This window comes from Pseudomonas sp. E315 (assembly GCF_055406205.1).
In genome coordinates this window covers 105,325-127,329 of record NZ_JBUZPJ010000006.1, presented here as the reverse complement: position 1 = coordinate 127,329, position 22,005 = coordinate 105,325, and the positions used below count along the sequence as shown (strand labels likewise).

The following is a 22,005-nucleotide window of genomic DNA, read 5'->3' as shown; positions in this document are numbered from 1 at the left end:
GGTAAACTTCGCCCCCTGCGCAGGAGCAACCATGAATTATCGTCACGCCTTCCACGCCGGCAACCACGCCGACGTTTTTAAACACCTGACCTTGACCCGCCTCATCGCCCTGATGTCGCGCAAAGAGCAGCCTTTTGCTTACCTTGATACGCACGCGGGGATCGGCTTGTACGACCTCAAAGGTGATCAGGCGAATCGCACGGGCGAGTATCTGGAAGGTATTGCTCGGTTATGGGGGCAGAACAACTTGCCTGCGCTGACCGCGGATTACATGCAAGTGCTGCACAAGATGAACCCGGATGGCGAGTTGCGCTATTACCCTGGCTCGCCTGAGCTGGCACGCCGTTTGACGCGCTCCCAAGACCGCGTGTTGTTAAACGAAAAACACCCCGAAGACGGTGTGTTGCTCAAAGACAACATGAAGGGCGATCGCCGGGTGGCGGTGCATTTGGGTGAAGGTTGGCACGTGCCGCGGGCTTTATTGCCGGTGGCTGAAAAGCGCGGCTTGATGCTGATTGACCCGCCTTTTGAAAAGCTTGATGAAATGAAACGCTGCGCCGAATCGTTGAAAGACGCCATCGGTCGCATGCGTCAAAGCGTTGTGGCGATTTGGTATCCGATTAAAGACAAACGACAGTTGCGCCGCTTTTATCAGGATCTGGCTGGGTCGGGTGCGCCGAAGCTGCTAATGGTCGAGTTGTTTGTTCACCCGCTGGACACCCCGAATAGCCTTAACGGCTCGGGCTTGATCATCGCTAACCCGCCTTGGGGCCTAGAAGAAGAGCTGCGTGAGCTGATGCCCTGGCTGGCCAAAAAGCTGGGCCAGACTCAAGGTGGTTGGCAGATGGAATGGCTGATCGCTGAGTAAATCAGCGCGAGCCAAACCCACTCGCGAGCATGCTCGCCCCTACAGGTTTTACCTGGTTCTGTAGGGGCGAGCGTGCTCGCGATAGGTGTTGCGTTACATCAAATCGGGCAGGTCACGCCTGTGCCGCCGATGCCGCAATAGCCTTCAGGGTTTTTGGCCAAATACTGCTGGTGATACGCCTCGGCGAAGTAAACCGTTGGCGCTTGTTCAATTTCAGTGGTGATTTCGCCTAAGCCGGCCTTGGTCAGTTCAGCCTGAAAGGCTTGCTTGCTGGCCAATGCTTCGTCGAGTTGTTCAAGCGTGGTGCAGTAGATCACCGAGCGATACTGCGTGCCGACATCGTTGCCCTGACGCATGCCTTGGGTTGGGTTATGCAGCTCCCAGAACATTTTCAGCAGCTCTTGGTAGCTGACTTTGTCTTGATCGTAGACCACCAATACCACTTCGGTGTGGCCGGTCAGACCTGAGCAGACTTCTTCGTAAGTCGGGTTGGGCGTGTAACCACCTGCGTAGCCCACCACCGTACTAACCACGCCTTCGCGTTCCCAGAACTTGCGTTCTGCTCCCCAGAAGCACCCCAGACCAAAAATCGCAAAACCGACATTGCCTATAAATGGGCCAAGCAGTGGCGTGTCTTTGTGGACGAAGTGGTATTCAGGCAGCGCCATAGGTGTTTCGCGGCCCGGCAGGGCTTGTTCTTTAGTCGGTAGCACGTTTTTATTCACCAAAATTTCCGAGCGCAAGACCATGTTTCAAGTCCTCTCAGTCAATGTGTAGGGTGACGCTAGTGTGCCCGAGTGTTAATGCGCTGTCAGGCCAGAGGGCCACGTGGGTAGCGTTTGAGTTTTTCGACCAGTTCGCTGCCAGGAATAGGGCGGTCAAACAGGTAGCCTTGGCCCACATCACAGTGATGGCGGCGCAGAAAGGCCAACTGTGCAGCGGTTTCAATACCTTCAGCAACCACTTTGAGCTTGAGGTTGTGGGCCATGGCGATCACCGCGGAGGTGATTTCCATGTCGTCCTGGTTGTCCGGAATCTCATTGATAAAGCTGCGATCGATTTTGAGGATGTCGATCGGGAATTTTTTCAGGTAGCTGAGCGATGAGTAGCCCGTGCCGAAATCATCCATAGCCAACGTCAAGCCGAGCTTTTTTAGCTGATCGAGCTGCAAGTGTGTGTCTTCTGTGGCCTCCAGCAGTAGGCCTTCGGTCAGTTCCAGTTCCAGCAGCGCTGCCGGTAGCTGCTCTTCCTTAAGAATGCTGGCAATGGAGGCCACCAGATCCGGGTCCGAGAACTGCTTGGGTGACAGGTTGATCGCCACTTGCAGGTTGCCCAAGCCTTGGGCCGTCAATTGTTTGCTCATGCGGCAAGCCTGACGCGCGACCCATTTGCCAATCGGAATAATCAGCCCGGTCTCTTCGGCCACGCTGATGAACTGGTCGGGGCGGATCATGCCCTTTTCTGGGTGGTTCCAGCGCAGCAAGGCTTCCATGCCCAGCAACCGCCCACTGCGCAGGCAGAGCTTGGGTTGGTAAAACACCTCCAGCTCGTTTTGTGACAAGGCGCGGCGCAAATTATTTTCGACGAACAGCTTGTAGCTGGCTTCGGCGTTCAAGGCTTCGGTAAACACTTGTACTTGGTGCTTGCCGTTGGCTTTGGCTTTGTGCAGCGCGAGCCCGGCATTGCGCATCAGTGTTTGTGGGTCCTGCCCGTGCACAGGCGCGCAGGCAACACCGACCGAAGCCGTGACGCTAATCAGTTGGTTATCGACAAACATGGGTTTGTCGAGGGTCATCAAGAGTTGGTTGGCGGTGGCTTGCCCCGCTTCGATGCCTGTGTCGTCGAGCAGCACTGCAAATTCATTACTGGCGAATCGGGCCAGACTGCCGCCGGGGCACAGGCTATTGCGCAGGCGTCGGGCTAGGCTGATCAGCAGTTTGTCGCCAGTCTGATGGCCGAGGCTGTCGTTGATGCGTTTGAAGTTGTCGATGTCCACCAGTAACAGGCACGTTGGGGTGTTGCTGTTGTGACTGAAGCGTTCGTCCAGAGTGCGAATAAACGCCGGACGGTTGCCCAAATTGGTCAGGTTGTCGGTGTAGGCCAGGCGCTCAATGCGTTGCTGAGCCAGTTTTGCTTCGGTGATGTCTTCGTAAATGCCGATGTAATGCGTTAATTCGCGGTTATCGGCATACACCTTGGAAATCGACAACTGACCCCAGTAGGGCTCGAGGTTTTTGCGGCGGCTTTTGAACTCGCCTTGCCAGCTGTTGCTTTTACTCAGGTTCGATTGCGCATCGAACAGTAACTCGCTGAGGTTTTCTAGCGCCGGCAGCTCGGACAGTTTGCACCCTTGCACTTCTTCGGTGCTGTACTGAGTGATGGCGGTAAAGCTTGGATTGACGTATTCCACCACGCCGTTGCAGTTGACCAACAAGAACGCATTGGCACTTTGTTCTACGGCACGCTGGAACAAGTGCAGTGCATGGGTCGCTGCACGTCGATTGTGATTGTTGATCACTTGTGCGAACTGGTCAGCCAGCTCGCCAGCAAAAGCAATTTCATCAGACTGCCAGGCACGAGTTGCACTGATTTGTTCAAGGCACAGCACGCCCACTACTTGGCCGTCGATACGAATACTGGCGTCGAGCATGGCGCTGATTTCGCGCCGGTCGATGCTTGCCACTAGTTCGCGGGTGCGCGGGTCATGTTTGGCGTTTTGGGCATCAATGGAGCGGCTGGTATGCAGGGCTTCAAGGTAATCCGGGAAGCTACTGGCATCAAAGAAGTCTTCAGGCACATAGGCCTGACTTTCTCGATGGAACGTCGAAATCGGCACCAGTTGGCTGTCTTCGAGGTTCCATAGGCTGGCGCGGTCAACCTGATAAATGTCGCAGGCGCTGCGGGTGATTAGCTCGGCAGCTTCTTGCAATGAGTTGTTCTGGCTGTAGCGATGGCGCGCCAGACGCAGGATCAAGTTTTGTTGGGCGCGCACGCGCTCCAGATGCTGGAGTTGTTCTTGCTGCGCACGCTGGTTGAGTTCGAGGGCAATTTGCAGGCGTGAGTTCTGGGTTTCAAGGTCTGCAACGGGCACAGGCGGCGCGCTGTTGACCGCGCCTTCAATCACCAGCAGGTAGCCGCGCAGCAAGTGGCGATTATGCTGTTTGTAGGCCTCGCCCAGTTCCATCAGGTTCAGAGCGCCTTGAGCCGTGTGCAAGGTGTAATGCACCACATAATGCGGGCTGACGCCGAGTTGCAGTTGGATGGCATCGTGCAGGCGATAACGTGCTTCGGGCTCCATCAGGCTGGCGTAGGGCGAACCTATCAGCGCGCACAGCTCTACTGCAGGCAAGCCAAATTGGCGCTCGCAATTGGGATCAAGGTAAAGCAGGGCCCAGTTGGCTTCATTCAGCCGCTCAAAACGCAGCATGCCGAGCCGCGAAGGCACCGGTAACTGTGTCACTACCTCGGCTGCCATACGAGGAGCAGCATCGGGTTGGCTTTTCATTGAGGACTCGCTTCACGAATGCTGATTGCGTCAGGGTACAAGTCCTGTTCCTGCGGTCTGCGCCAAGGTTGCATCATGCTCACTGCGCTGACAAGTGAGCATGAAGGCTAAGTGCTATAAGCGTTATCGGCAACAAAGAAGATTCCTACAGTTCCCGCTGATAGCGGTGTCAGTTTTATGACCGTTCTTTAAGCTTTATCGTCACCGATTCGATGGTTTTGCCTTTTTTATCGTGAAAATCGACTTTGAGTTTGTCCCCCTCAAGGGTCATGCACGCGAAGTTGTCCTGGCTGACAAATTTGCTGGTGAGTGCTGGCAGATAAGCGCCAGCCCCAACGACGGTCAATGGTTTATCAAAAAACAGGTCGCTGGCTTTGGCATACGGCAGCATTTTTGAGTTGCACAGCGGGGAAGACACAATGCTGTGGACGATGAAGTCGGGGTCTTCACTATGAGTGAGCTGGCTGGTCAGGGAGCCATGAATATCGCCGCAAACGACTATCACGTTGTTGATTTTGTTGCTGCGGATGGTTTCGAGGATTCGGTTTCGCTGGGCGGGGTAGGACGCCCAGTCACTGCTGTGCTTTTTTTGATCCAAGAGAAACAGCACGCTGGTGACCACAAATTTTACTTTTGCGGTGCTGTGTATCAGCCATTTCAGCAGTGCATGTTCTTGTTCGGGATCAATCAGGTTTTTGTCGCTGCCAGACGGCGTGCGTTGTGTGCGGCAGTCCATGACAAACCACTCGGTGTCACCGTTGGCAAATGAGTACCAGTATTGATTCAGCTTGCGATTGATGTGCCCGGTAGGGCTCAGGTCGTGAATGGGGCTGTGGCTGCATTGGTAGATTTCATAGGCACGCATGGCGTTGGCATACAGCTGTTTATCGGTGCGGCCTTGATTGGCGGGCCAGTTATCTTCGATCTCATGGTCATCAAGGATCATGTAAGTCGGTGTGGTGGCCATCAGGTTGCGAATATGGGGCTGGGAAAACGCAGCGCGATACTTTTGTGTAATGGCTGTGTACTCGCGATCTGGGGCTACGATATTCAGATCATCGACATACACCTGATCACCCACCATGAGCAGGCCATCAAGGCCGTGGTTGTCGCTGAGTGATTTGATAGCTCCGAAGATTTCATCACCCACATGAGGCGCAGAAGCAACACCCAGTGTGAGTCTTAAATAGCGGCACGAACCCACGACATAGCGGTGTGTTCTATTGCGTTTGGAGCTCGCTGTTTTGAAGGTGTAAGTGGTTGCGGGCCATTGCAACGGGAGCTGTCCGACAGTCTCGGGGGTGTGGTCGTGGTTAACAGTTGTGAACCATCCCGCCTGATATTCGTACTGGGTGTCGGCGCTCAGGTTGTTTAAAACCAGCGTGTCGGCCATGTCGTATTTCGTACTTAGCCTTGAGTACACGCCAGACGACCAAGGCTCGTCGCCGACCTTGCGGTGACGAATGCCTGCAAACACAGGGTAGTTGTTGTCGGGTACGCCGCGCACAAAAATGCGTACATGTTCAGGCGTGGTGTAGCCAACGATAGGACCAACGGTTGGTTGCTTCACATCGAAATCCTTTTTGATGTAGGTGCGGTCACGTTCGCGCCAATAAATTCCTTTTGTTAAACGGTAGGGGGGTGTACGGGTAATACCCATTCCACAATTCAGAGCGAGTTGTAGTGCGGGCCCACTGTGATGTGTGGGATATGAACTGCTATTAGGGGGGGGGTAAGGCTTCGCCTGACTAAATGACGGGCAAAAAAAGCCCCGCCAAATGGGCGGGGTTGAGGTACGAGCGTGGCGCTCGGAAAACAGTGCGCTACCCCGGCCTTCGGTGACGAAGGCCGGGGCGTGGCTTACAGCAAGATGGTGCGGATGTCGCCCAGCAAGTCGCTCAGACGCTTGGTGAAGCGTGCAGCTGCCGCGCCGTTGATCACGCGGTGATCGTAGGACAGCGACAGTGGCAGCATCAGTTTCGGCTGGAAGGCTTTGCCGTCCCAGACGGGCTGAATGGTTGCCTTGGAAACGCCGAGGATCGCCACTTCCGGCGCGTTGACGATCGGCGTAAAGCCGGTACCGCCAATGTGGCCGAGGCTGGAAATGGTGAAGCAAGCGCCCTGCATGTCGTCAGCGGTGAGCTTCTTGTCGCGTGCTTTGGCAGCCAGCGCAGCTGCTTCGCCAGCCAGTTGCAGCAGGCTCTTCTGATCAACGTTTTTGATTACAGGGACCAGCAGGCCATCCGGGGTGTCTACGGCGAAGCCGATGTTGACGTACTTTTTACGGATGATTGCTTTGCCGCTTGGTGCCAGCGAGCTGTTGAAGTCTGGCATTTCCTTGAGCAAGTGAGCGCAAGACTTGAGCAGCAGAGGCAGCACGGTGAGTTTCACACCGGCTTTTTCAGCGACAGCCTTTTGTGCAACGCGGAAAGCTTCCAGCTCGGTGATGTCAGCCTGATCGAACTGAGTCACGTGCGGGATGTTCAGCCAGCTGCGATGCAGGCTCGACGCGCCGATTTGCATCAGGCGGGTCATGGCTACTTCTTCCACTTCGCCGAAACGGCTGAAGTCGACTGCCGGAATTGGCGGAATGCCAGCACCACCGGTTGCGCCAGCGGCTGGAGCTTCCTTGGCCTTTTGCATCATGGCTTTGACGTAAACCTGCACGTCTTCTTTGAGCACACGACCGTGTGGGCCGGTTGGGCTCACGGCGCTCAGTTCAACCCCGAACTCACGAGCCAGTTGGCGTACGGCCGGGCCAGCGTGAGCTTTAGCACCGCTTGGAGCCGGTGCTGCGGCCGGTGCTGGCGCAGGTGCCGCTTGGGCAGCAGGCGCGGGTGCGGCGGCAGGGGCTTCAGTTTTGGCCGGGGCAGATGCCGCGGCTTGAGCTGGAGCTGCTGGCGCTGCAGCGCCCTCTACTTTGAGCTTGAGGATGAAATCGCCAGTGCCGACTTCGTCATCGAGCTTGACCGAAATGCTTTCAACCACACCGGCAGCAGGCGATGGGATTTCCATGCTTGCCTTGTCGGATTCGAGGGTGATCAACGATTGATCAGCCTCAACGGTATCGCCGGCCTTAACCAGGATTTCGATGATTTTGGCTTTGCCCGACGAGCCGATGTCCGGGACATGAATGTCCTGAACCGTCGAGCTTGCAGGAGCCGCTGCCGGGGCCGCAGCGGCCTCGGCAACAGGTGCAGCGGCAGGCTTTTCAGCCGCGGATGGCGCAGCAGCCGGGGCTGCAGCTTCAGGTGCCGCAGCGGCGCCTTCGACTTCCAGTTCCAGCAGTTCGTCGCCTTCTTTCAAGCGGTCGCCCAGCTTTACTTTCAGGCTTTTGACGATACCGGCCTTGGGAGCAGGGATTTCCATGCTCGCCTTGTCCGACTCCAGCGTCAGGATGCTTTGATCGGCTTCGATGCGGTCGCCGACTTTTACAAACAGTTCGATGACTTCACCGTCACCGCTGCCGATGTCAGGTACTCGAATGAGTTCGCTCACAAATATTCTCCTCAGCAGTCCAGTGGGTTGCGTTTTTCCGGGTTGATGCCGAACTTGACGATGGCTTCAGCCACCACCTTAGGTTCGATATCGCCACGGTCAGCCAGTGCTTCAAGGGCTGCCAACACCACGAAGTGACGGTCTACTTCAAAGAAGTGACGCAGTTTTTTGCGGCTGTCGCTGCGGCCGAAACCGTCAGTGCCCAGCACTTTGAATTCTTTGACCGGAACCCACTGACGAATCTGCTCGGCGAACAGCTTCATGTAGTCGGTAGAGGCAATGACTGGGCCTTTGCGGCCGGTCAGGCACTCTTCGACGTAGCTCAGTTTAGGCTTCTGGCCCGGGTGCAGACGGTTGCTGCGCTCAACGGCCAGGCCGTCGCGACGCAGTTCGTTGAAGCTGGTAACGCTCCATACATCAGCACCGATGTTGAACTCTTCACGCAGGATTTTTGCCGCTTCACGGACTTCACGCAGGATGGTGCCCGAGCCCATCAGTTGAACGTGGTGTGCCGCTTCTTTGGTGTCTTCTTCGAGCAGGTACATCCCTTTGACGATGCCTTCCTCAACACCGGCCGGCATGGCTGGCTGCTGGTAAGACTCGTTCATGACGGTGATGTAGTAGAAGACGTCCTGTTGCTCTTCGGTCATCTTCTTCATGCCGTCCTGAATGATCACCGCCAGCTCATAGCCGTAGGTTGGATCAAAGGTGCGGCAGTTCGGGATGGTGCCCGCCAGAATGTGGCTGTGGCCATCTTCGTGTTGCAGGCCTTCACCGTTGAGCGTGGTGCGCCCGGCGGTGCCGCCGATCAGGAAGCCACGGGTGCGGCTGTCGCCAGCGGCCCAGGCCAGGTCGCCAATACGCTGGAAGCCGAACATCGAGTAGAAGATGTAGAACGGCAGCATCGGCTGGTTGTGGTTGGAGTACGAAGTGCCCGCAGCGATGAAGGAGCTCATGGCGCCTGCTTCGTTGATGCCTTCTTCGAGGATCTGACCTTTTTTGTCTTCGCGGTAGAACATCACCTGGTCTTTATCGACTGGCTCGTAGAGCTGGCCGGCGGACGAGTAGATGCCCAACTGACGGAACATGCCTTCCATACCGAAGGTACGGGCTTCGTCCGGGATGATCGGGACGATGCGTTGACCGATGTCCTTGTCTTTGACCAGCTGCGCCAAGATGCGCACGAAAGCCATTGTGGTGGAGATTTCGCGGTCGCCGGAGCCGTCAAGGATGGCTTTGAGGGTGTCCAGTGGCGGGGTCGGAATGCTCATGCTCTTGGCGCGACGCTGAGGCACGAAACCGCCCAGTGCCGTGCGACGCTCGCTCAGGTAGCGGGCTTCAGCGCTGCCTTCTTCTGGTTTGAAGAACGGCAGGTTTTCGATTTCTTCGTCTTTGACCGGGATGTCGAAACGATCGCGGAACAACTTCAGGCTCTCGACGTCGACTTTCTTGGTGTTGTGCGCGGTGTTTTTCGCTTCGCCTGCACCGGTGCCATAACCCTTGATGGTCTTGGCCAGGATGACGGTTGGCTGGTCTTTGTGGTTGACCGCTTCGTGGTACGCCGCATAGACCTTGTACGGGTCGTGGCCGCCACGGTTGAGCTTCCAGATCTCGTCGTCGGACAGATCAGCAACCATCGCCTTGAGTTCTGGCGTGTTGAAGAAGTGTTCACGTACAAACGCGCCGTCTTTGGCTTTGTAGTTCTGGTACTCGCCGTCGATGACTTCGTCCATGCGACGTTGCAGGATGCCGTCGACGTCTTTGGCCAACAGTGGGTCCCAGAAACGGCCCCAGATGACTTTGGTTACGTTCCACTGAGCACCGCGGAACACGCCTTCGAGTTCCTGGATGATCTTGCCGTTACCGCGAACCGGGCCGTCGAGGCGCTGCAGGTTGCAGTTGATGACGAAGATCAGGTTGTCGAGGTTTTCGCGGCCAGCCAAAGAGATGGCGCCCAGGGATTCCGGCTCGTCACACTCGCCGTCGCCCAGGAAACACCATACTTTTTGCTTGCCAGCCGGGATGAAACCACGGGCTTCCAGGTACTTCATGAAGCGTGCCTGGTAGATCGCCTGAATCGGGCCAAGGCCCATTGATACAGTCGGGAACTGCCAGAAATCAGGCATCAGCCAAGGGTGCGGGTAGGACGACAAGCCTTGACCGTCGACTTCCTGACGGAAGTTGTTCATTTGGTCTTCGGTGATGCGACCTTCCATGAACGCACGGGCGTAAACGCCTGGGGAGGTGTGGCCCTGGAAGTAGATCAGGTCACCGCCGTGTTCTTCGGTCGGGGCCTGGAAGAAGTAGTTGAAGCCGATGTCATACAGGGTTGCGCTGGAAGCGAAGCTGGAGATGTGACCGCCCAGGTCAGAATCTTTCAAGTTCGTGCGCATAACCATCGCCATCGCGTTCCAGCGAACCAACGAGCGAATGCGGCGTTCCATGAACAGGTCGCCAGGCATGCGTGCTTCGTGGGTAACAGGAATCGTATTGCGGTATGGCGTGGTGATGGCGTACGGCAGCTGCGAACCGGTGCGAGTAGCGAGCTCACCCATACGGGTCATGAGGTAGTGAGCGCGTTCTTCGCCTTCTTTGTCGAGAACCGATTCCAGGGCGTCCAGCCATTCCTGGGTTTCGACGGGATCGAGGTCTTGCATGGCTTGCTCCAGGGCGGAAAGGCTTCCAGAATCGGTTGCCTGAGTTTGCGACTGGCCTTGTGGGCAGACGACATAAATTCTTGGATGGCCGGCTGTTGTTTCCGGCGTTGTGTAGTTTTACTACAAATCGTTGGCCATTTCAGCCTTTCAAGTCGTTGAGTCAGTAGTAAAACTACAGGGAAGCTTGCGGCGGCCATCTGTTTGGTTGTGCGAAAAATCGATATTGTCAGTTGAATATTTTGATTTTTTGCGTTGCTGCATGTTTTGACTGCTAAATAAAAATGTTTTTCAGCTATTTATAACCTTTGTTCGACAGTCGGATTAAACCGCTGTTTCTTCCCGTCACCGTACTCGGCAACACCTTAGCCGATCAAGGATAGACCATGAGCCTTCCGTCGCTTGCTGCAATTCCTTCCCTTTTAAAGCCGCTGGCCAGCCGTGCTGAGCAGTCTTGGCGCAGTGCGGTGGCCGAGTTGGAAGGTGAACACAGGCTCGACCAGTGGTCGGCTGAACAGTGGGCTGCTTTTGATCGTGTCAGCGCGGCGAGCGACTTCTTTACTGAGCAGGTGCTGCGTGACCCTTTGATGTTGCTGGAGTGGGTGGCGTCTGGTGAGCTGGATCGCCGTTTTGAGCCCGGCGAGTTGTGCGGGCAGATTGCCGCAGCTGTTGAGCAGGCGCACACCGACGATGACCTTGGGCGCGTCTTGCGCCGCCAGCGCACCCGTCATCAGGTTCGGATTATCTGGCGTGATATCAACCGCCAAGCCGATCTGATTGAAACTTGCCGCGACCTGTCGGACATGGCCGATGCGAGCATTGATCAGGCCTATCGCTGGTTGTATCAGCGCCATTGCCAGCAATTTGGTACGCCGATGGGGCATCGCAGCGGTGAGCCCCAGCCAATGGTGATTTTGGGCATGGGTAAGCTCGGTGCTGTGGAACTGAACCTGTCTTCTGACATTGACCTGATTTTTGCCTACCCCGAAGGTGGCGAAACCGTCGGGGTTAAGCGCCCGCTGGATAATCAGGAGTTCTTTATCCGGTTAGGCCAGCGCCTGATTAAAGCCTTGGACCCCATGACCGTCGATGGTTTTGTGTTCCGCGTGGACATGCGCCTGCGGCCATATGGGTCGTCGGGGGCTTTGGTACTGAGTTTCAATGCGCTGGAGCAGTACTACCAGGATCAAGGCCGGGACTGGGAACGTTACGCCATGATCAAGGCTCGTGTGGTGGCAGGTGACCAAGTGATGGGCGCGCAGTTGCTCGACTTGCTGCGGCCCTTTGTTTATCGGCGCTACCTTGATTTCTCGGCGATTGAAGCGCTGCGCACCATGAAACAGTTGATCCAGCAAGAAGTGCGGCGCAAAGGCATGGCGGACAACATCAAGCTGGGCGCAGGCGGAATTCGCGAGGTGGAATTTATAGCGCAGGCGTTTCAGTTGATCCACGGCGGCCGCGATCTCAGCCTGCAACAGCGTCCGTTGCTTAAAGTGCTCGGCATTCTTGAAGCTCAGGGCTACTTGCCGCCTGCGGTAATCAGAGAGCTGCGCGAAGGCTATGAGTTTTTGCGTTACACCGAGCACGCGATTCAGGCGATTGCCGATCGCCAAACCCAAATGCTGCCCGACACCGAACAGGATCAGGCGCGCATTGCATTCATGATGGGGTTTGACAGCTGGGCTGCGTTTCATGAGCAGTTGATGGCGTGGCGTGGGCGCATCGACTGGCATTTCCGTCAGGTCATTGCGGACCCGGACGACGAAAACGATATCGACGAAGGCGAAATGATCGTAGGCGGCGAATGGCTGCCCTTGTGGGAAGAAGTTCAGGACGACGCTGCGGCCTGCGTTCAGTTGCAAGAGGCCGGGTTTGCCGATGCGGCCAAGGCCCTGAAACAATTGGCGAGCTTGCGCTCCAGCCCTCAGTTACGCGCCATGCAGCGTTTGGGGCGCGAGCGGCTCGATGCTTTTATTCCTCGTTTGATGGCGCAGGCGGTTGAGCATGCCAACCCGGATCTGGTGTTGGAGCGTGTGTTGCCGCTGGTCGAAGCCGTGGCCCGACGCTCTGCTTATTTAGTGTTGCTGACAGAAAACCCCGATGCGCTGCGCCGTTTGCTGACGCTGTGTGCCGCCAGTCCTTGGATCGCTGAGCAAATCACGCGTTTCCCGCTGTTGCTCGATGAGTTGCTGAACGAGGGGCGTTTGTTCAAGCCACCGTTGGCGCCCGAGTTGGCTGCCGAGTTGCGCGAGCGGCTAACGCGCATCCCTGAGGATGATCTGGAGCAGCAGATGGAAGCCCTGCGTAACTTCAAATTGGCCCACCGCCTGCGCGTGGCGGCGTCAGAAATTGCGGGCAGTTTGCCTTTGATGAAGGTCAGCGATTACCTGACGTGGTTGGCCGAGGCGATTTTGGAGCAGGTATTGGCATTGGCCTGGCGTCAGACCGTGGCCAAATACGGCACCCCACAACGCAGTGACGGCAGTGTGTGCGATCCCGGCTTCATTATTGTGGGCTACGGCAAAGTGGGCGGCATTGAGCTGGGCCACGGCTCGGATCTGGATTTGGTGTTCATTCATGATGGTGACCCAAACGCCGAAACCGACGGCGCCAAGCCCATCGACAGTGCGCAGTTTTTTACCCGTTTGGGGCAGCGGATCATTCATTTGCTGACCGCGCAAACCAACTCCGGTCAGTTGTATGACGTTGATATGCGCTTGCGCCCGTCGGGTGCTTCGGGGTTGCTTGTCAGTTCGTTGGGGGCTTTTGAGCGCTATCAGCAGAACGAAGCCTGGACGTGGGAGCATCAGGCGCTGGTGCGGGCGCGGGTTCTGGTGGGGTGCAAGCAAGTGGGCGCGGCGTTTGAGCAGGTTCGTGCCCAGGTGTTGGGGCGTGAGCGTGATTTGTCCAAGTTGCGTCAGGAAGTCAGCGAAATGCGCGCCAAAATGCGCAGCAGCCTTGGCACGCGTATTACCGCTGCCGGCACGGCTGACAATGCCTTCGAGCCCACAGTGCCGTTCGACCTCAAGCAGGACGCCGGAGGTATCGTCGATATTGAATTTATGGTGCAATACGCGGCCTTGGCGTGGTCGTGGCAATACCCGCAACTGCTGCGTTATACCGATAACATCCGCATTCTAGAAGGGCTGGAGGAGGCCGGGTTAATGCCCGCCGCCGATGCCAGCCTGATGCGCGAGGTCTATAAGGCCTTTCGTGCCGTTGCTCACCGTCAGGCGTTGCAGAACGAGGCCGGGGTAGTCGCGGGAGATCAACTGGTAGTCGAGCGTCAGCACGTACGGCGCATTTGGTCTGAGCTAGGTTTGAACTAGGTCAGCCAGAACACAGAGTTAAAGCTGTAAAACGTATCCGGCGGGTTCATGAAGCCCGTCCAATTTGCCTGTTGTTTAAAGCGCAGGTGCTGGATTCTTTGAGGAGCGTAATGATGTCGATGGCTGATCGTGATGGTGTGATCTGGTATGACGGCAAGTTGGTGCCGTGGCGCGATGCAACGACCCACGTGTTGACCCATACCTTGCACTACGGCATGGGCGTGTTTGAAGGTGTGCGCGCGTACGAAACCCCGCAAGGCGCGGCTATTTTCCGCTTGCAGGCACACACCGACCGCCTGTTCGATTCGGCCCACATCATGGGCATGAAGATCCCGTTCACCAAAGACGAAATCAACGAAGCGACCCGCGTCGCGGTACGTGAAAACAACCTCGACAGCGCCTACATTCGCCCAATGGTGTTCTACGGCTCTGAAGCTATGGGCCTGCGTGCCACGGGGCTTAAAGTCCACGTGATCATCGCGCCGTGGAGCTGGGGTGCCTACATGGGCGCCGAAGCGCTGGAAGTCGGGATCAAGGTGCGCACCAGCTCTTTCACTCGCCACCACGTGAACATTTCCATGACCCGGGCCAAGGCCAACGGTCACTACATCAACTCGATGCTGGCCCTGCAGGAAGCTATTTCCGGCGGCGCGGACGAAGCTCTGTTACTGGACCCGGAAGGCTTTGTTGCCGAAGGTTCGGGCGAGAACGTCTTCCTGGTCAAAGATGGCGTGATCTACACGCCGGACGTGACGGCCTGCTTGAATGGCATCACCCGCAGCACGATCCTGACGCTGGCCACTGAGCTAGGCTACAAGTTCGTTGAAAAACGCATTACCCGTGACGAGGTGTACATCGCTGACGAAGCGTTCTTTACTGGCACTGCCGCTGAAGTGACGCCGATTCGTGAAGTGGATGGCCGTCAAATTGGGATCGGCCGCCGTGGCCCGATCACCGAAAAACTGCAAAAAGCTTATTTCGACCTGGTGACCGGCAAGACAACGGACCACCCAGAGTGGCGTACACTGGTCAAATAAAGCGATATGGCATCACAGCGGGGAGGCGAATGCCTCCCTTGCTTGTTTATGGAAACTTATGAAAATTTTGATCGTTGGGCCCAGCTGGGTCGGTGACATGGTGATGGCGCAGACACTGTTCCAGTGCCTCAAGCAGCGTCACCCGCATTGCGAAATCGATGTGCTGGCCCCCGAGTGGAGCCGGCCGATCCTTGAGCGCATGCCCCAAGTGCGTCAGGCCTTGAGCTTTCCGCTCGGCCACGGCGCGCTCGAACTGGCCACGCGTCGCAAGATCGGCCAGTCCCTTAAAGGGCAGTACGATCAGGCCATTTTGTTGCCCAACTCGTTGAAATCGGCACTGGTGCCGTTTTTTGCCGCGATTCCCAAACGTACAGGCTGGCGTGGCGAGTTTCGCTACGGCCTGCTTAACGATGTGCGCAAGCTCGATAAAGAACGCTACCCGCTGATGATCGAGCGCTTTATGGCGTTGGCTTACGAGCCGGGTGCCGAGTTGCCTAAGCCGTATCCGCGTCCTGATCTGCAAATCGACCCGGTGAGTCGCGATGGGGCGCTGACCAAGTTTGGTCTGGCGCTGGACCGTCCGGTGCTGGCGCTGTGCCCAGGCGCCGAGTTTGGCGAGTCCAAACGCTGGCCGTCCGAGCACTACGCCAAGGTGGCCGAGCAAAAAATCCGCGAAGGCTGGCAAGTGTGGCTGTTTGGCTCCAAGAACGATCACAGCGTGGGCGAAGACATTCGCTCGCGGTTGATTCCTGGCTTGCGCGAAGAGTCGGTCAATCTGAGCGGCGAAACCTCGCTGGCAGAAGCCATTGACTTGCTGTCTTGCGCTGACGCTGTGGTGTCCAACGATTCCGGGCTGATGCACGTGGCGGCAGCGCTGAATCGCCCGCTAGTGGCCGTGTATGGCTCGACTTCTCCGGGGTTCACGCCGCCGCTGGCTGACAAGGTTGAAATCGTGCGTTTGGGGCTCGATTGCAGCCCATGTTTTGAACGTACCTGCCGTTTTGGTCACTACAACTGCCTGCGCCAATTGATGCCGCAGCCAGTGGTTGAAGCCTTGCAGCGTTTGCAGGGCGAACCGGTCGAGGTTCACTAGGTGCGCGTACTGTTGGTGAAAACCTCATCGTTGGGGGATGTGATTCACGCGTTGCCTGCGTTGACTGACGCGTCGCGGGCGATTCCCGGCATTACCTTCGACTGGGTCGTGGAAGAAGGCTTTGCCGAAATCCCGACCTGGCACCCTGCTGTCGGCAAAGTGATCCCGGTGGCGATTCGCCGCTGGCGCAAAAACATCTGGCAAACGATTAAAAGCGGCGAGTGGCGACGCTTCAAGCAGAGCCTGCGTGCCGAAAAATACGACTTGGTTATCGACGCCCAAGGCTTGCTCAAAAGCGCTTGGCTGACTCGCTATGTCAAAGCCCCCGTCGCGGGGCTGGATAAAAACTCGGCCCGTGAACCGCTGGCCAGTCACTTTTATCAGCGACGTTTAGCCGTGGCACGCGGGCAACATGCGGTTGAGCGTTTGCGTCAGCTGTTTGCCGTTGCATTGGGTTATGACCTGCCCAAAGGACTGGGTGATTACGGCCTCGACGTTGAGCGGTTGATTGAATTACCGCGCAAAAAACCCTACGTCTTGTTTCTGCACGGCACCACTTGGGACACCAAACACTGGCCCGAACGGTATTGGCGCGACTTGGCCGTACGCATGGGGCATTTGGGTGTCGAGGTGCGTTTGCCGTGGGGCAACCCGGTTGAAAAGGCCCGCGCTGAGCGCATCGCCCAGGGTTTGCACAACGCTGTGGTGTTGCCCAAATTGAATCTGGCTGGCGTGGCCAAAGTGTTGGCCAGCGCCAGTGCCTGCGTGGCGGTTGATACAGGGCTGGGGCATTTGGCCGCCGCCTTGGACGTGCCGACCATTTCGTTGTTTGGCCCCACCAATCCGGGCCTGACAGGCGCTTATGGCAAGGTGCAAATTCACCTCGCCAGCGACTTTGCGTGCGCGCCGTGCCTGCAAAAAAAATGCACCTACCAGCCGACTGCACAGGATCAGCAGCGGTTTGATCTGAAAAACGAGTGGCCGCTGTGCTTCACTCGTTTGAACCCTGAGCGTGTCGCGAGTCGATTAAGCACGTTGTTACTGGCTGAGGAACTGCGCTGATGCAACTGGCTTTTGTGCTGTACAAATACTTTCCGTTCGGCGGCCTGCAACGGGACTTCATGCGCATTGCGCTGGAGTGCCAGAAGCGTGGGCACCAGATCCGCGTGTACACCATGATCTGGGAAGGCGACATCCCGCCGGGCTTTGAAGTGTTGGTAGCGCCGGTTAAGGCGTTCTTCAATCACACCCGTAACGAGAAAATGCTGGCCTGGATGCAGGCTGATCTGGCCAAGCGCCCGGTCGACCGTTTGATTGGCTTCAACAAAATGCCGGGGCTGGACGTGTATTACGCCGCCGATGGGTGTTTTGAAGACAAGGCGCAAAACCTGCGTCATTCGATGTACCGCTACTTCAAGCGCTACCGGCACTTTGCCGAGTACGAGCGAGCGGTATTCGACAAAAACGCCAAGACTGAAATTCTGATGATTTCTGAGGTTCAGCAGCCGCTGTTCATCAAGCATTACGGCACACCGTTGCAGCGCTTTCATCTGCTGCCTCCAGGTATTGCGCAGGACCGACGTGCGCCGCCCAATGCCGAGCAAATTCGCGCTGAGTTTCGCCGTGAGTTCAAGCTGGCAGACGATGACCTGTTGTTGGTGCAAATCGGCTCCGGGTTCAAGACCAAAGGCGTGGATCGCAGCCTTAAAGCGTTGGCTGCGTTGCCGTCGGCGCTTAAAAAACGCACCAAATTGTTTGTTATTGGTCAGGACGACCCCAAGGTGTTTCAGCTACAGAGCGCCACCTTGGGCTTGGGCGAGCATGTGCAGTTTCTCAAGGGGCGCAGCGATATTCCGCGCTTCCTGTTGGGCGCAGACATGCTGATTCACCCGGCCTACAACGAAAACACTGGCACCGTACTGCTTGAAGCGTTGGTGGCGGGCTTGCCTGTATTGGTCAGCGCTGTATGCGGCTACGCTCACTACATCGCGGATGCCGACGCTGGCCGCGTGTTGGACGAGCCGTTTGAACAGACGCAACTCAATGAGTACCTGACCCACATGTTGTCCGACGATGCTGCGCGCCATGCCTGGAGCCGTAATGGCTTGGCCTACGCGCAGACGGCCGACCTCTATAGCATGCCGCAGCACGCTGCGGATGTGATTCTGGCGGAGCAACACTGATGAAACTGATTCTTGCCGAACCGTTCAAAAGCTTGTGGGCAGGACGCGATGCGTTTGCCGAAGTCGAGCGTCTGGACGGCGAGGTTTACCGCGAGCTGGAAGGCCGCCGTACCTTGCGTACGGAAGTCGACGGGCGCGGCTTTTTTGTGAAAATCCACCGAGGCATTGGCTGGGGGGAAGTGTTTAAAAACCTGCTGACCGCCAAACTGCCAGTACTTGGCGCCGGCCAAGAGTGGCGGGCGATCAAGCGTTTGCACGAAGTGGGCGTGCCCACCATGACTGCCGTCGCGTATGGCGAAAAAGGCAGCAACCCGGCGGCGCAGCACTCGTTCATCATCACCCAAGAGCTGGCCCCGACCGTCAGCCTCGAAGACTTCAGCCTTAACTGGGTCAAGCAACCGCCACAGCCCAAGCTCAAGCATGCACTGATCGGCGAAGTGGCGCGCATGACGGGCATGATGCACCGCGCCGGGGTTAACCACCGCGACTGCTACATCTGCCACTTTTTGCTGCACACCGACAAACCGGTCACCGCGCAAGACTTTCGTTTGTCTGTCATCGACCTGCACCGCGCTCAAACCCGTGCGGTCATCAGCAAGCGCTGGCGCAACAAAGACTTGGCCGCGCTGTACTTCTCGGCGCTGGACATCGGCTTGACCCAACGGGACAAATTGCGCTTTTTGCGTGGCTACTTCCAAATGCCACTGCGCCAAATCTTGCGTGAAGAGGCCAGCCTTTTGGCGTGGCTCGAAGGCAAGGCCAACAAACTCTACGAGCGCAAACAGCGCTATGGAGATGCACTGTAATGGCGGGTTGGAATCTTGACCCAGCCTACAGCGCGTTGGCACACGATTTTGGCAGTCTGGATGCGGTTTTTGCTTTGCAAGGCCAACACCTGACCCGAGACCCATTGTCTGAGGTGATTCGCGTGGAGCGTGATGGCGTGAACTATTACGTCAAGCGTTACACCGGCGCAGGCAAGGGGTTGCGCCGCTATTTGGGGCGGCCACGGGTTAAGGCTGAGTGGCAAAACCTTAAGCGCTTCGCCAAGTGGGGCATTCCGACCGCTGATGTTGTGGCGTGGGGGCTTGAACGTAGCGGCTTTGCTTATGCCCGTGGCGCCATGATTACCCGTGAGTTGCCCAACACCCGCGACTTGTCCGAGTTGGCCGACAATCACGACCCGCTGCTCAAAGACCCGGTCTGGGTCGATGGGGTTAGCCGTCAGCTAGCCCGTTACACGCGGATCATGCACGACCATCGGTTTACCCATAACGACTTGAAGTGGCGCAACCTGCTGATCGACGATCAAGCCAAACTGTTTTTGATCGACTGCCCGAATGGCGATTTCTGGCGGGGTTTTTGGCTCAAGTACCGCATCACCAAAGACTTGGCCTGTCTGGATAAAGTCGCCAAATACCACCTGTCAGCCACTCAGCGTTTGCGTTTTTATACCCAATACACCGGGCGCGCCAAACTCAATGCGGCGGACAAAGAACGTGTCCGCCATATCGTGCGTTTCTTTGAGGGCCGGGAATGACTGATTTTTTGGCAGAAACTGACCGGAATTTGCTGGAACGCAACGGCGTGGCTGACTTTGATGCGCTGTGGAGCTTGCAGCTCGATGCCGTCGATGAGCCCAACACCAACCGGGGCGGCTGGAGCAGCGTTTTTCGTCTGGATCTGGAAGGGCAAGGTTTTTACCTCAAGCGCCAGAGCAATTACCTGACGCGCACCTTGCACAGCCCGCTGGGCGAACCGAGTTTTGCCCGCGAATTTCGCAATATTCAGCGTTATCAGCAAATGGGTATTCCAGCGTTGGAAGCGGTGTTTTTTGGTGAGCGAAAGGTGCCTCACGAGCGCCGGGCAATTCTGATGACTCGCGCATTGGACGGCTGGAATGACCTCGACTCGTTGCTGGCGCAATGGCCGCAACTGACTGTCGAACAGCAGCAAGCGATCCTGCGGGCCTGCGGGCAACTGGCGCGCCGCCTGCATGGCGTGCGTCAGGTTCACGGCTGCTTTTACCCCAAACACATCTTTTTGCAGCCTGAGGGTGCGGGCTATCGCGCTCAACTGATTGATCTGGAGAAAACCCGGCCTTTGCTGCTGGGGATGCGTGATCGGGTCAAGGACATCGAGCCGTTGCTGCGTCGGGCCCGCGTTTGGAGCGAAGATGAAGTGCGGGTGTTGCTCGCCGAGTATCTGGATCAACCTGCTGACAGTGGTCTGGTGCAGGCCTGGTTTGAGCGCTTGAATGTACGTCGCAGCAATAAGGAGGCACGTTGATGCGTTTGTCCGAACTGCAAAAAACCGGACGTGCGCCGGGCTTGCCGCTGAGCATTGAACTGGCAGATGCCGCAGGCCCGGCACAGTTGCAACTGCTGACGCTGCTACGGGTGTTGCCGGGTCAGCGTTATGTGGGAGCTGGCGTTTGGCGCGGGCGCCCGGTGCTGGCCAAGTTAATGGTGGGCAGTAAGGCTGCGCGTAACTTTCAGCGTGAACTGACAGGCGTGCGCCTGTTGGCCGAGCAAGGTTTGACGACCCCGCAGTTGTTGGCTGATGGCTTGCAGGAAGGTGAGGGCGGCTGGCTATTGTTTGAGTTTCTCGAACACGCCCAAAGCTTGGGCCAGGCCTGGAGCGCAGTGCAGTCGTTGCCGGTCTTGGCGGACGAACAGCAGGCGGTATTGGCTGAAGCGCTGGCTGCCATCGGTCACATGCACCTTAAAGGTTTGTGGCAAGAAGACCTGCATCTGGACAACCTGCTGCGTCAAAACGGCCAACTGTATTTGATCGACGGCGCCGGGATTTGCGTCGAAGAAGCGGGCCAACCGCTGTCGCGGCAAAAGGTGCTGGAAAACCTCGGCGTGTTTTTCGCCCAACTGCCCAAAAGTCTTGAACCCTTTATTGAAGAGTTGTTGGTGCATTACCTGATGAGCAATGGCGAACACGCCTTGCCATTGGAAGCGTTGCTCAAGCAGGTCGAAAAAGTTCGTGCTTGGCGTTTGAATGATTTTTTGAACAAGGTTGGACGCGATTGCTCACTGTTCAGCGTGCAACGTGGTGCATGGGCCTTGCGTGCCGTTCGGCGTGAAGAAGAGGCTGCAATGTTGCCCGTGTTGGCCAAGGCTGATGCGTTGCTCGATCAAGGCCATTTGTACAAAACGGGCGGGGCTGCGAGCGTTGGCAAAGTCGACGTGGCAGGCCGTACGTTGGTGGTCAAACGCTACAACATTAAGGGGTTTGCTCACTGGCTCAAGCGTTTCTGGCGTCCAAGCCGTGCGTGGCATTCCTGGCGTGAAGGTAATCGGCTGGCGTTTCTCGGCATTGCGACGCCTCAGCCGTTGGCGTTGCTGGAAACGCGTTTTTTGTGGCTGCGCGCCAAGGCGTATCTGGTGACTGAATTTTTACCCGGCCCTGACATTATTGAGCGCTTTGCGCCGTATGTTGAGCACGGTGATGCCCCCGAGGCTGAGTTGCAGGCGCTGGATCAGCTGTTTGCAGGCTTGATTCATGAGCGCATCAGCCACGGCGACCTCAAGGGCCATAACGTGTTTTGGGATGAGGGGCGTTGGGCGCTGATTGATCTGGATTCGATGTGCCAGCACCGTTCACTGAACAGCTTTGCCCCTGCTTATGCCCGTGACCGTGCGCGTTTTATGCGCAATTGGCCGGTGGGCAGTGCGCTGTATCAAGTGATTGACGGGCGTTTGCCCAAAGAGCTGGCCGAGTAAAACCGTAGTCGCTGTCGAGGTACGAAGCAGTCGTAAATCAGACGCCTGAGTGTCGGAGACATTGAGGCGCAGATTTTACGGGCTCAGCCCGATCGCAGCCTTCG

15 protein-coding genes are annotated in these 22,005 nt (G+C 57.0%); 10 read left to right on the top strand and 5 right to left on the bottom strand.

The features are described 5' to 3' along the window. Positions 1-31 precede the first annotated feature (31 nt). On the top strand, positions 32-868 hold the full coding sequence (locus ACZRJQ_RS11005; RefSeq protein WP_463978385.1) for a 23S rRNA (adenine(2030)-N(6))-methyltransferase RlmJ: 837 nt from the start codon (positions 32-34) through the stop codon (positions 866-868). 98 nt (positions 869-966) lie between these two features. Here ACZRJQ_RS11005 and msrA read toward each other — a convergent pair whose 3' ends face one another. The 5 genes from msrA to aceE all read right to left on the bottom strand — a co-directional run bounded on the left by msrA (position 967) and on the right by aceE (position 10,528). Then, a complete protein-coding gene (gene msrA / locus ACZRJQ_RS11000; protein WP_463978384.1) occupies positions 967-1,617 on the bottom strand; it encodes a peptide-methionine (S)-S-oxide reductase MsrA in 651 nt (216 codons plus the stop codon). Positions 1,618-1,679: 62 nt separating this feature from the next. Then, positions 1,680-4,373: a sensor domain-containing phosphodiesterase gene (locus tag ACZRJQ_RS10995; protein WP_463978383.1), complete on the bottom strand. Its 2,694-nt coding sequence runs from the start codon at positions 4,371-4,373 to the stop codon at positions 1,680-1,682. Positions 4,374-4,548: 175 nt separating this feature from the next. Beyond that, on the bottom strand, positions 4,549-5,943 hold the full coding sequence (locus ACZRJQ_RS10990) for an alkaline phosphatase D family protein (RefSeq protein ID WP_463978382.1): 1,395 nt from the start codon (positions 5,941-5,943) through the stop codon (positions 4,549-4,551). Between the two features lie 290 nt (positions 5,944-6,233). Continuing rightward, positions 6,234-7,871, bottom strand: a complete 1,638-nt coding sequence (gene aceF, locus ACZRJQ_RS10985; RefSeq protein WP_463978381.1) for a dihydrolipoyllysine-residue acetyltransferase — start codon at positions 7,869-7,871, stop codon at positions 6,234-6,236. A gap of 11 nt (positions 7,872-7,882) precedes the next feature. Further along, positions 7,883-10,528, bottom strand: coding sequence for a pyruvate dehydrogenase (acetyl-transferring), homodimeric type (gene aceE, locus ACZRJQ_RS10980; protein ID WP_463978380.1), 2,646 nt, complete (start codon positions 10,526-10,528; stop codon positions 7,883-7,885). A gap of 383 nt (positions 10,529-10,911) precedes the next feature. Here aceE and glnE point away from each other — a divergent pair, with 383 nt between their 5' ends. The 9 genes from glnE to ACZRJQ_RS10935 all read left to right on the top strand — a co-directional run bounded on the left by glnE (position 10,912) and on the right by ACZRJQ_RS10935 (position 21,901). Next, positions 10,912-13,854 carry a bifunctional [glutamate--ammonia ligase]-adenylyl-L-tyrosine phosphorylase/[glutamate--ammonia-ligase] adenylyltransferase gene (gene glnE, locus ACZRJQ_RS10975; RefSeq protein ID WP_463978379.1) on the top strand — a complete coding sequence of 981 codons (2,943 nt, stop codon included), beginning with the start codon at positions 10,912-10,914 and terminating at the stop codon, positions 13,852-13,854. A 113-nt stretch (positions 13,855-13,967) separates the two neighbouring features. Beyond that, the gene (locus ACZRJQ_RS10970; protein WP_463978378.1) at positions 13,968-14,891 is read left to right on the top strand and encodes a branched-chain amino acid transaminase; all 924 of its coding nucleotides are present in this window, start codon (positions 13,968-13,970) and stop codon (positions 14,889-14,891) included. 58 nt (positions 14,892-14,949) lie between these two features. After that, positions 14,950-15,984, top strand: coding sequence for a lipopolysaccharide heptosyltransferase II (waaF, locus tag ACZRJQ_RS10965; protein ID WP_463978377.1), 1,035 nt, complete (start codon positions 14,950-14,952; stop codon positions 15,982-15,984). Further along, complete coding sequence (gene waaC, locus ACZRJQ_RS10960) at positions 15,985-17,046, top strand: lipopolysaccharide heptosyltransferase I (RefSeq protein ID WP_463978376.1); 1,062 nt, start codon at positions 15,985-15,987, stop codon at positions 17,044-17,046. Then, a complete protein-coding gene (locus tag ACZRJQ_RS10955; RefSeq protein ID WP_463978375.1) occupies positions 17,046-18,167 on the top strand; it encodes a glycosyltransferase family 4 protein in 1,122 nt (373 codons plus the stop codon). Before waaC ends, ACZRJQ_RS10955 begins: the two co-directional genes overlap by 1 nt. Beyond that, positions 18,167-18,973, top strand: a complete 807-nt coding sequence (gene rfaP, locus ACZRJQ_RS10950) for a lipopolysaccharide core heptose(I) kinase RfaP (RefSeq protein ID WP_463978374.1) — start codon at positions 18,167-18,169, stop codon at positions 18,971-18,973. Before ACZRJQ_RS10955 ends, rfaP begins: the two co-directional genes overlap by 1 nt. Continuing rightward, on the top strand, positions 18,973-19,707 hold the full coding sequence (locus ACZRJQ_RS10945; protein ID WP_463978373.1) for a lipopolysaccharide kinase InaA family protein: 735 nt from the start codon (positions 18,973-18,975) through the stop codon (positions 19,705-19,707). The genes rfaP and ACZRJQ_RS10945 overlap by 1 nt, the downstream gene beginning before the upstream one ends. Continuing rightward, positions 19,704-20,456, top strand: a complete 753-nt coding sequence (locus ACZRJQ_RS10940) for a lipopolysaccharide kinase InaA family protein (protein WP_463978372.1) — start codon at positions 19,704-19,706, stop codon at positions 20,454-20,456. Before ACZRJQ_RS10945 ends, ACZRJQ_RS10940 begins: the two co-directional genes overlap by 4 nt. After that, positions 20,456-21,901: a lipopolysaccharide kinase InaA family protein gene (locus tag ACZRJQ_RS10935; RefSeq protein WP_463978371.1), complete on the top strand. Its 1,446-nt coding sequence runs from the start codon at positions 20,456-20,458 to the stop codon at positions 21,899-21,901. Before ACZRJQ_RS10940 ends, ACZRJQ_RS10935 begins: the two co-directional genes overlap by 1 nt. Positions 21,902-22,005 lie beyond the last annotated feature (104 nt).

Bases quoted from the DNA above. Each gene is read 5' to 3' on its own strand.
- ACZRJQ_RS10970 (WP_463978378.1), top strand. From the start codon at position 13,968: ATGTCGATGGCTGATCGTGATGGTGTGATCTGGTATGACGGCAAGTTG.
- ACZRJQ_RS10955 (WP_463978375.1), top strand. From the start codon at position 17,046: ATGCAACTGGCTTTTGTGCTGTACAAATACTTTCCGTTCGGCGGCCTG.
- msrA (WP_463978384.1), bottom strand. From the start codon at position 1,617: ATGGTCTTGCGCTCGGAAATTTTGGTGAATAAAAACGTGCTACCGACT.
- ACZRJQ_RS10935 (WP_463978371.1), top strand. From the start codon at position 20,456: ATGCGTTTGTCCGAACTGCAAAAAACCGGACGTGCGCCGGGCTTGCCG.
- waaF (WP_463978377.1), top strand. From the start codon at position 14,950: ATGAAAATTTTGATCGTTGGGCCCAGCTGGGTCGGTGACATGGTGATG.
- ACZRJQ_RS10940 (WP_463978372.1), top strand. From the start codon at position 19,704: ATGACTGATTTTTTGGCAGAAACTGACCGGAATTTGCTGGAACGCAAC.
- aceE (WP_463978380.1), bottom strand. From the start codon at position 10,528: ATGCAAGACCTCGATCCCGTCGAAACCCAGGAATGGCTGGACGCCCTG.
- rfaP (WP_463978374.1), top strand. From the start codon at position 18,167: ATGAAACTGATTCTTGCCGAACCGTTCAAAAGCTTGTGGGCAGGACGC.
- ACZRJQ_RS10995 (WP_463978383.1), bottom strand. From the start codon at position 4,373: ATGAAAAGCCAACCCGATGCTGCTCCTCGTATGGCAGCCGAGGTAGTG.
- ACZRJQ_RS10945 (WP_463978373.1), top strand. From the start codon at position 18,973: ATGGCGGGTTGGAATCTTGACCCAGCCTACAGCGCGTTGGCACACGAT.
- glnE (WP_463978379.1), top strand. From the start codon at position 10,912: ATGAGCCTTCCGTCGCTTGCTGCAATTCCTTCCCTTTTAAAGCCGCTG.
- ACZRJQ_RS11005 (WP_463978385.1), top strand. From the start codon at position 32: ATGAATTATCGTCACGCCTTCCACGCCGGCAACCACGCCGACGTTTTT.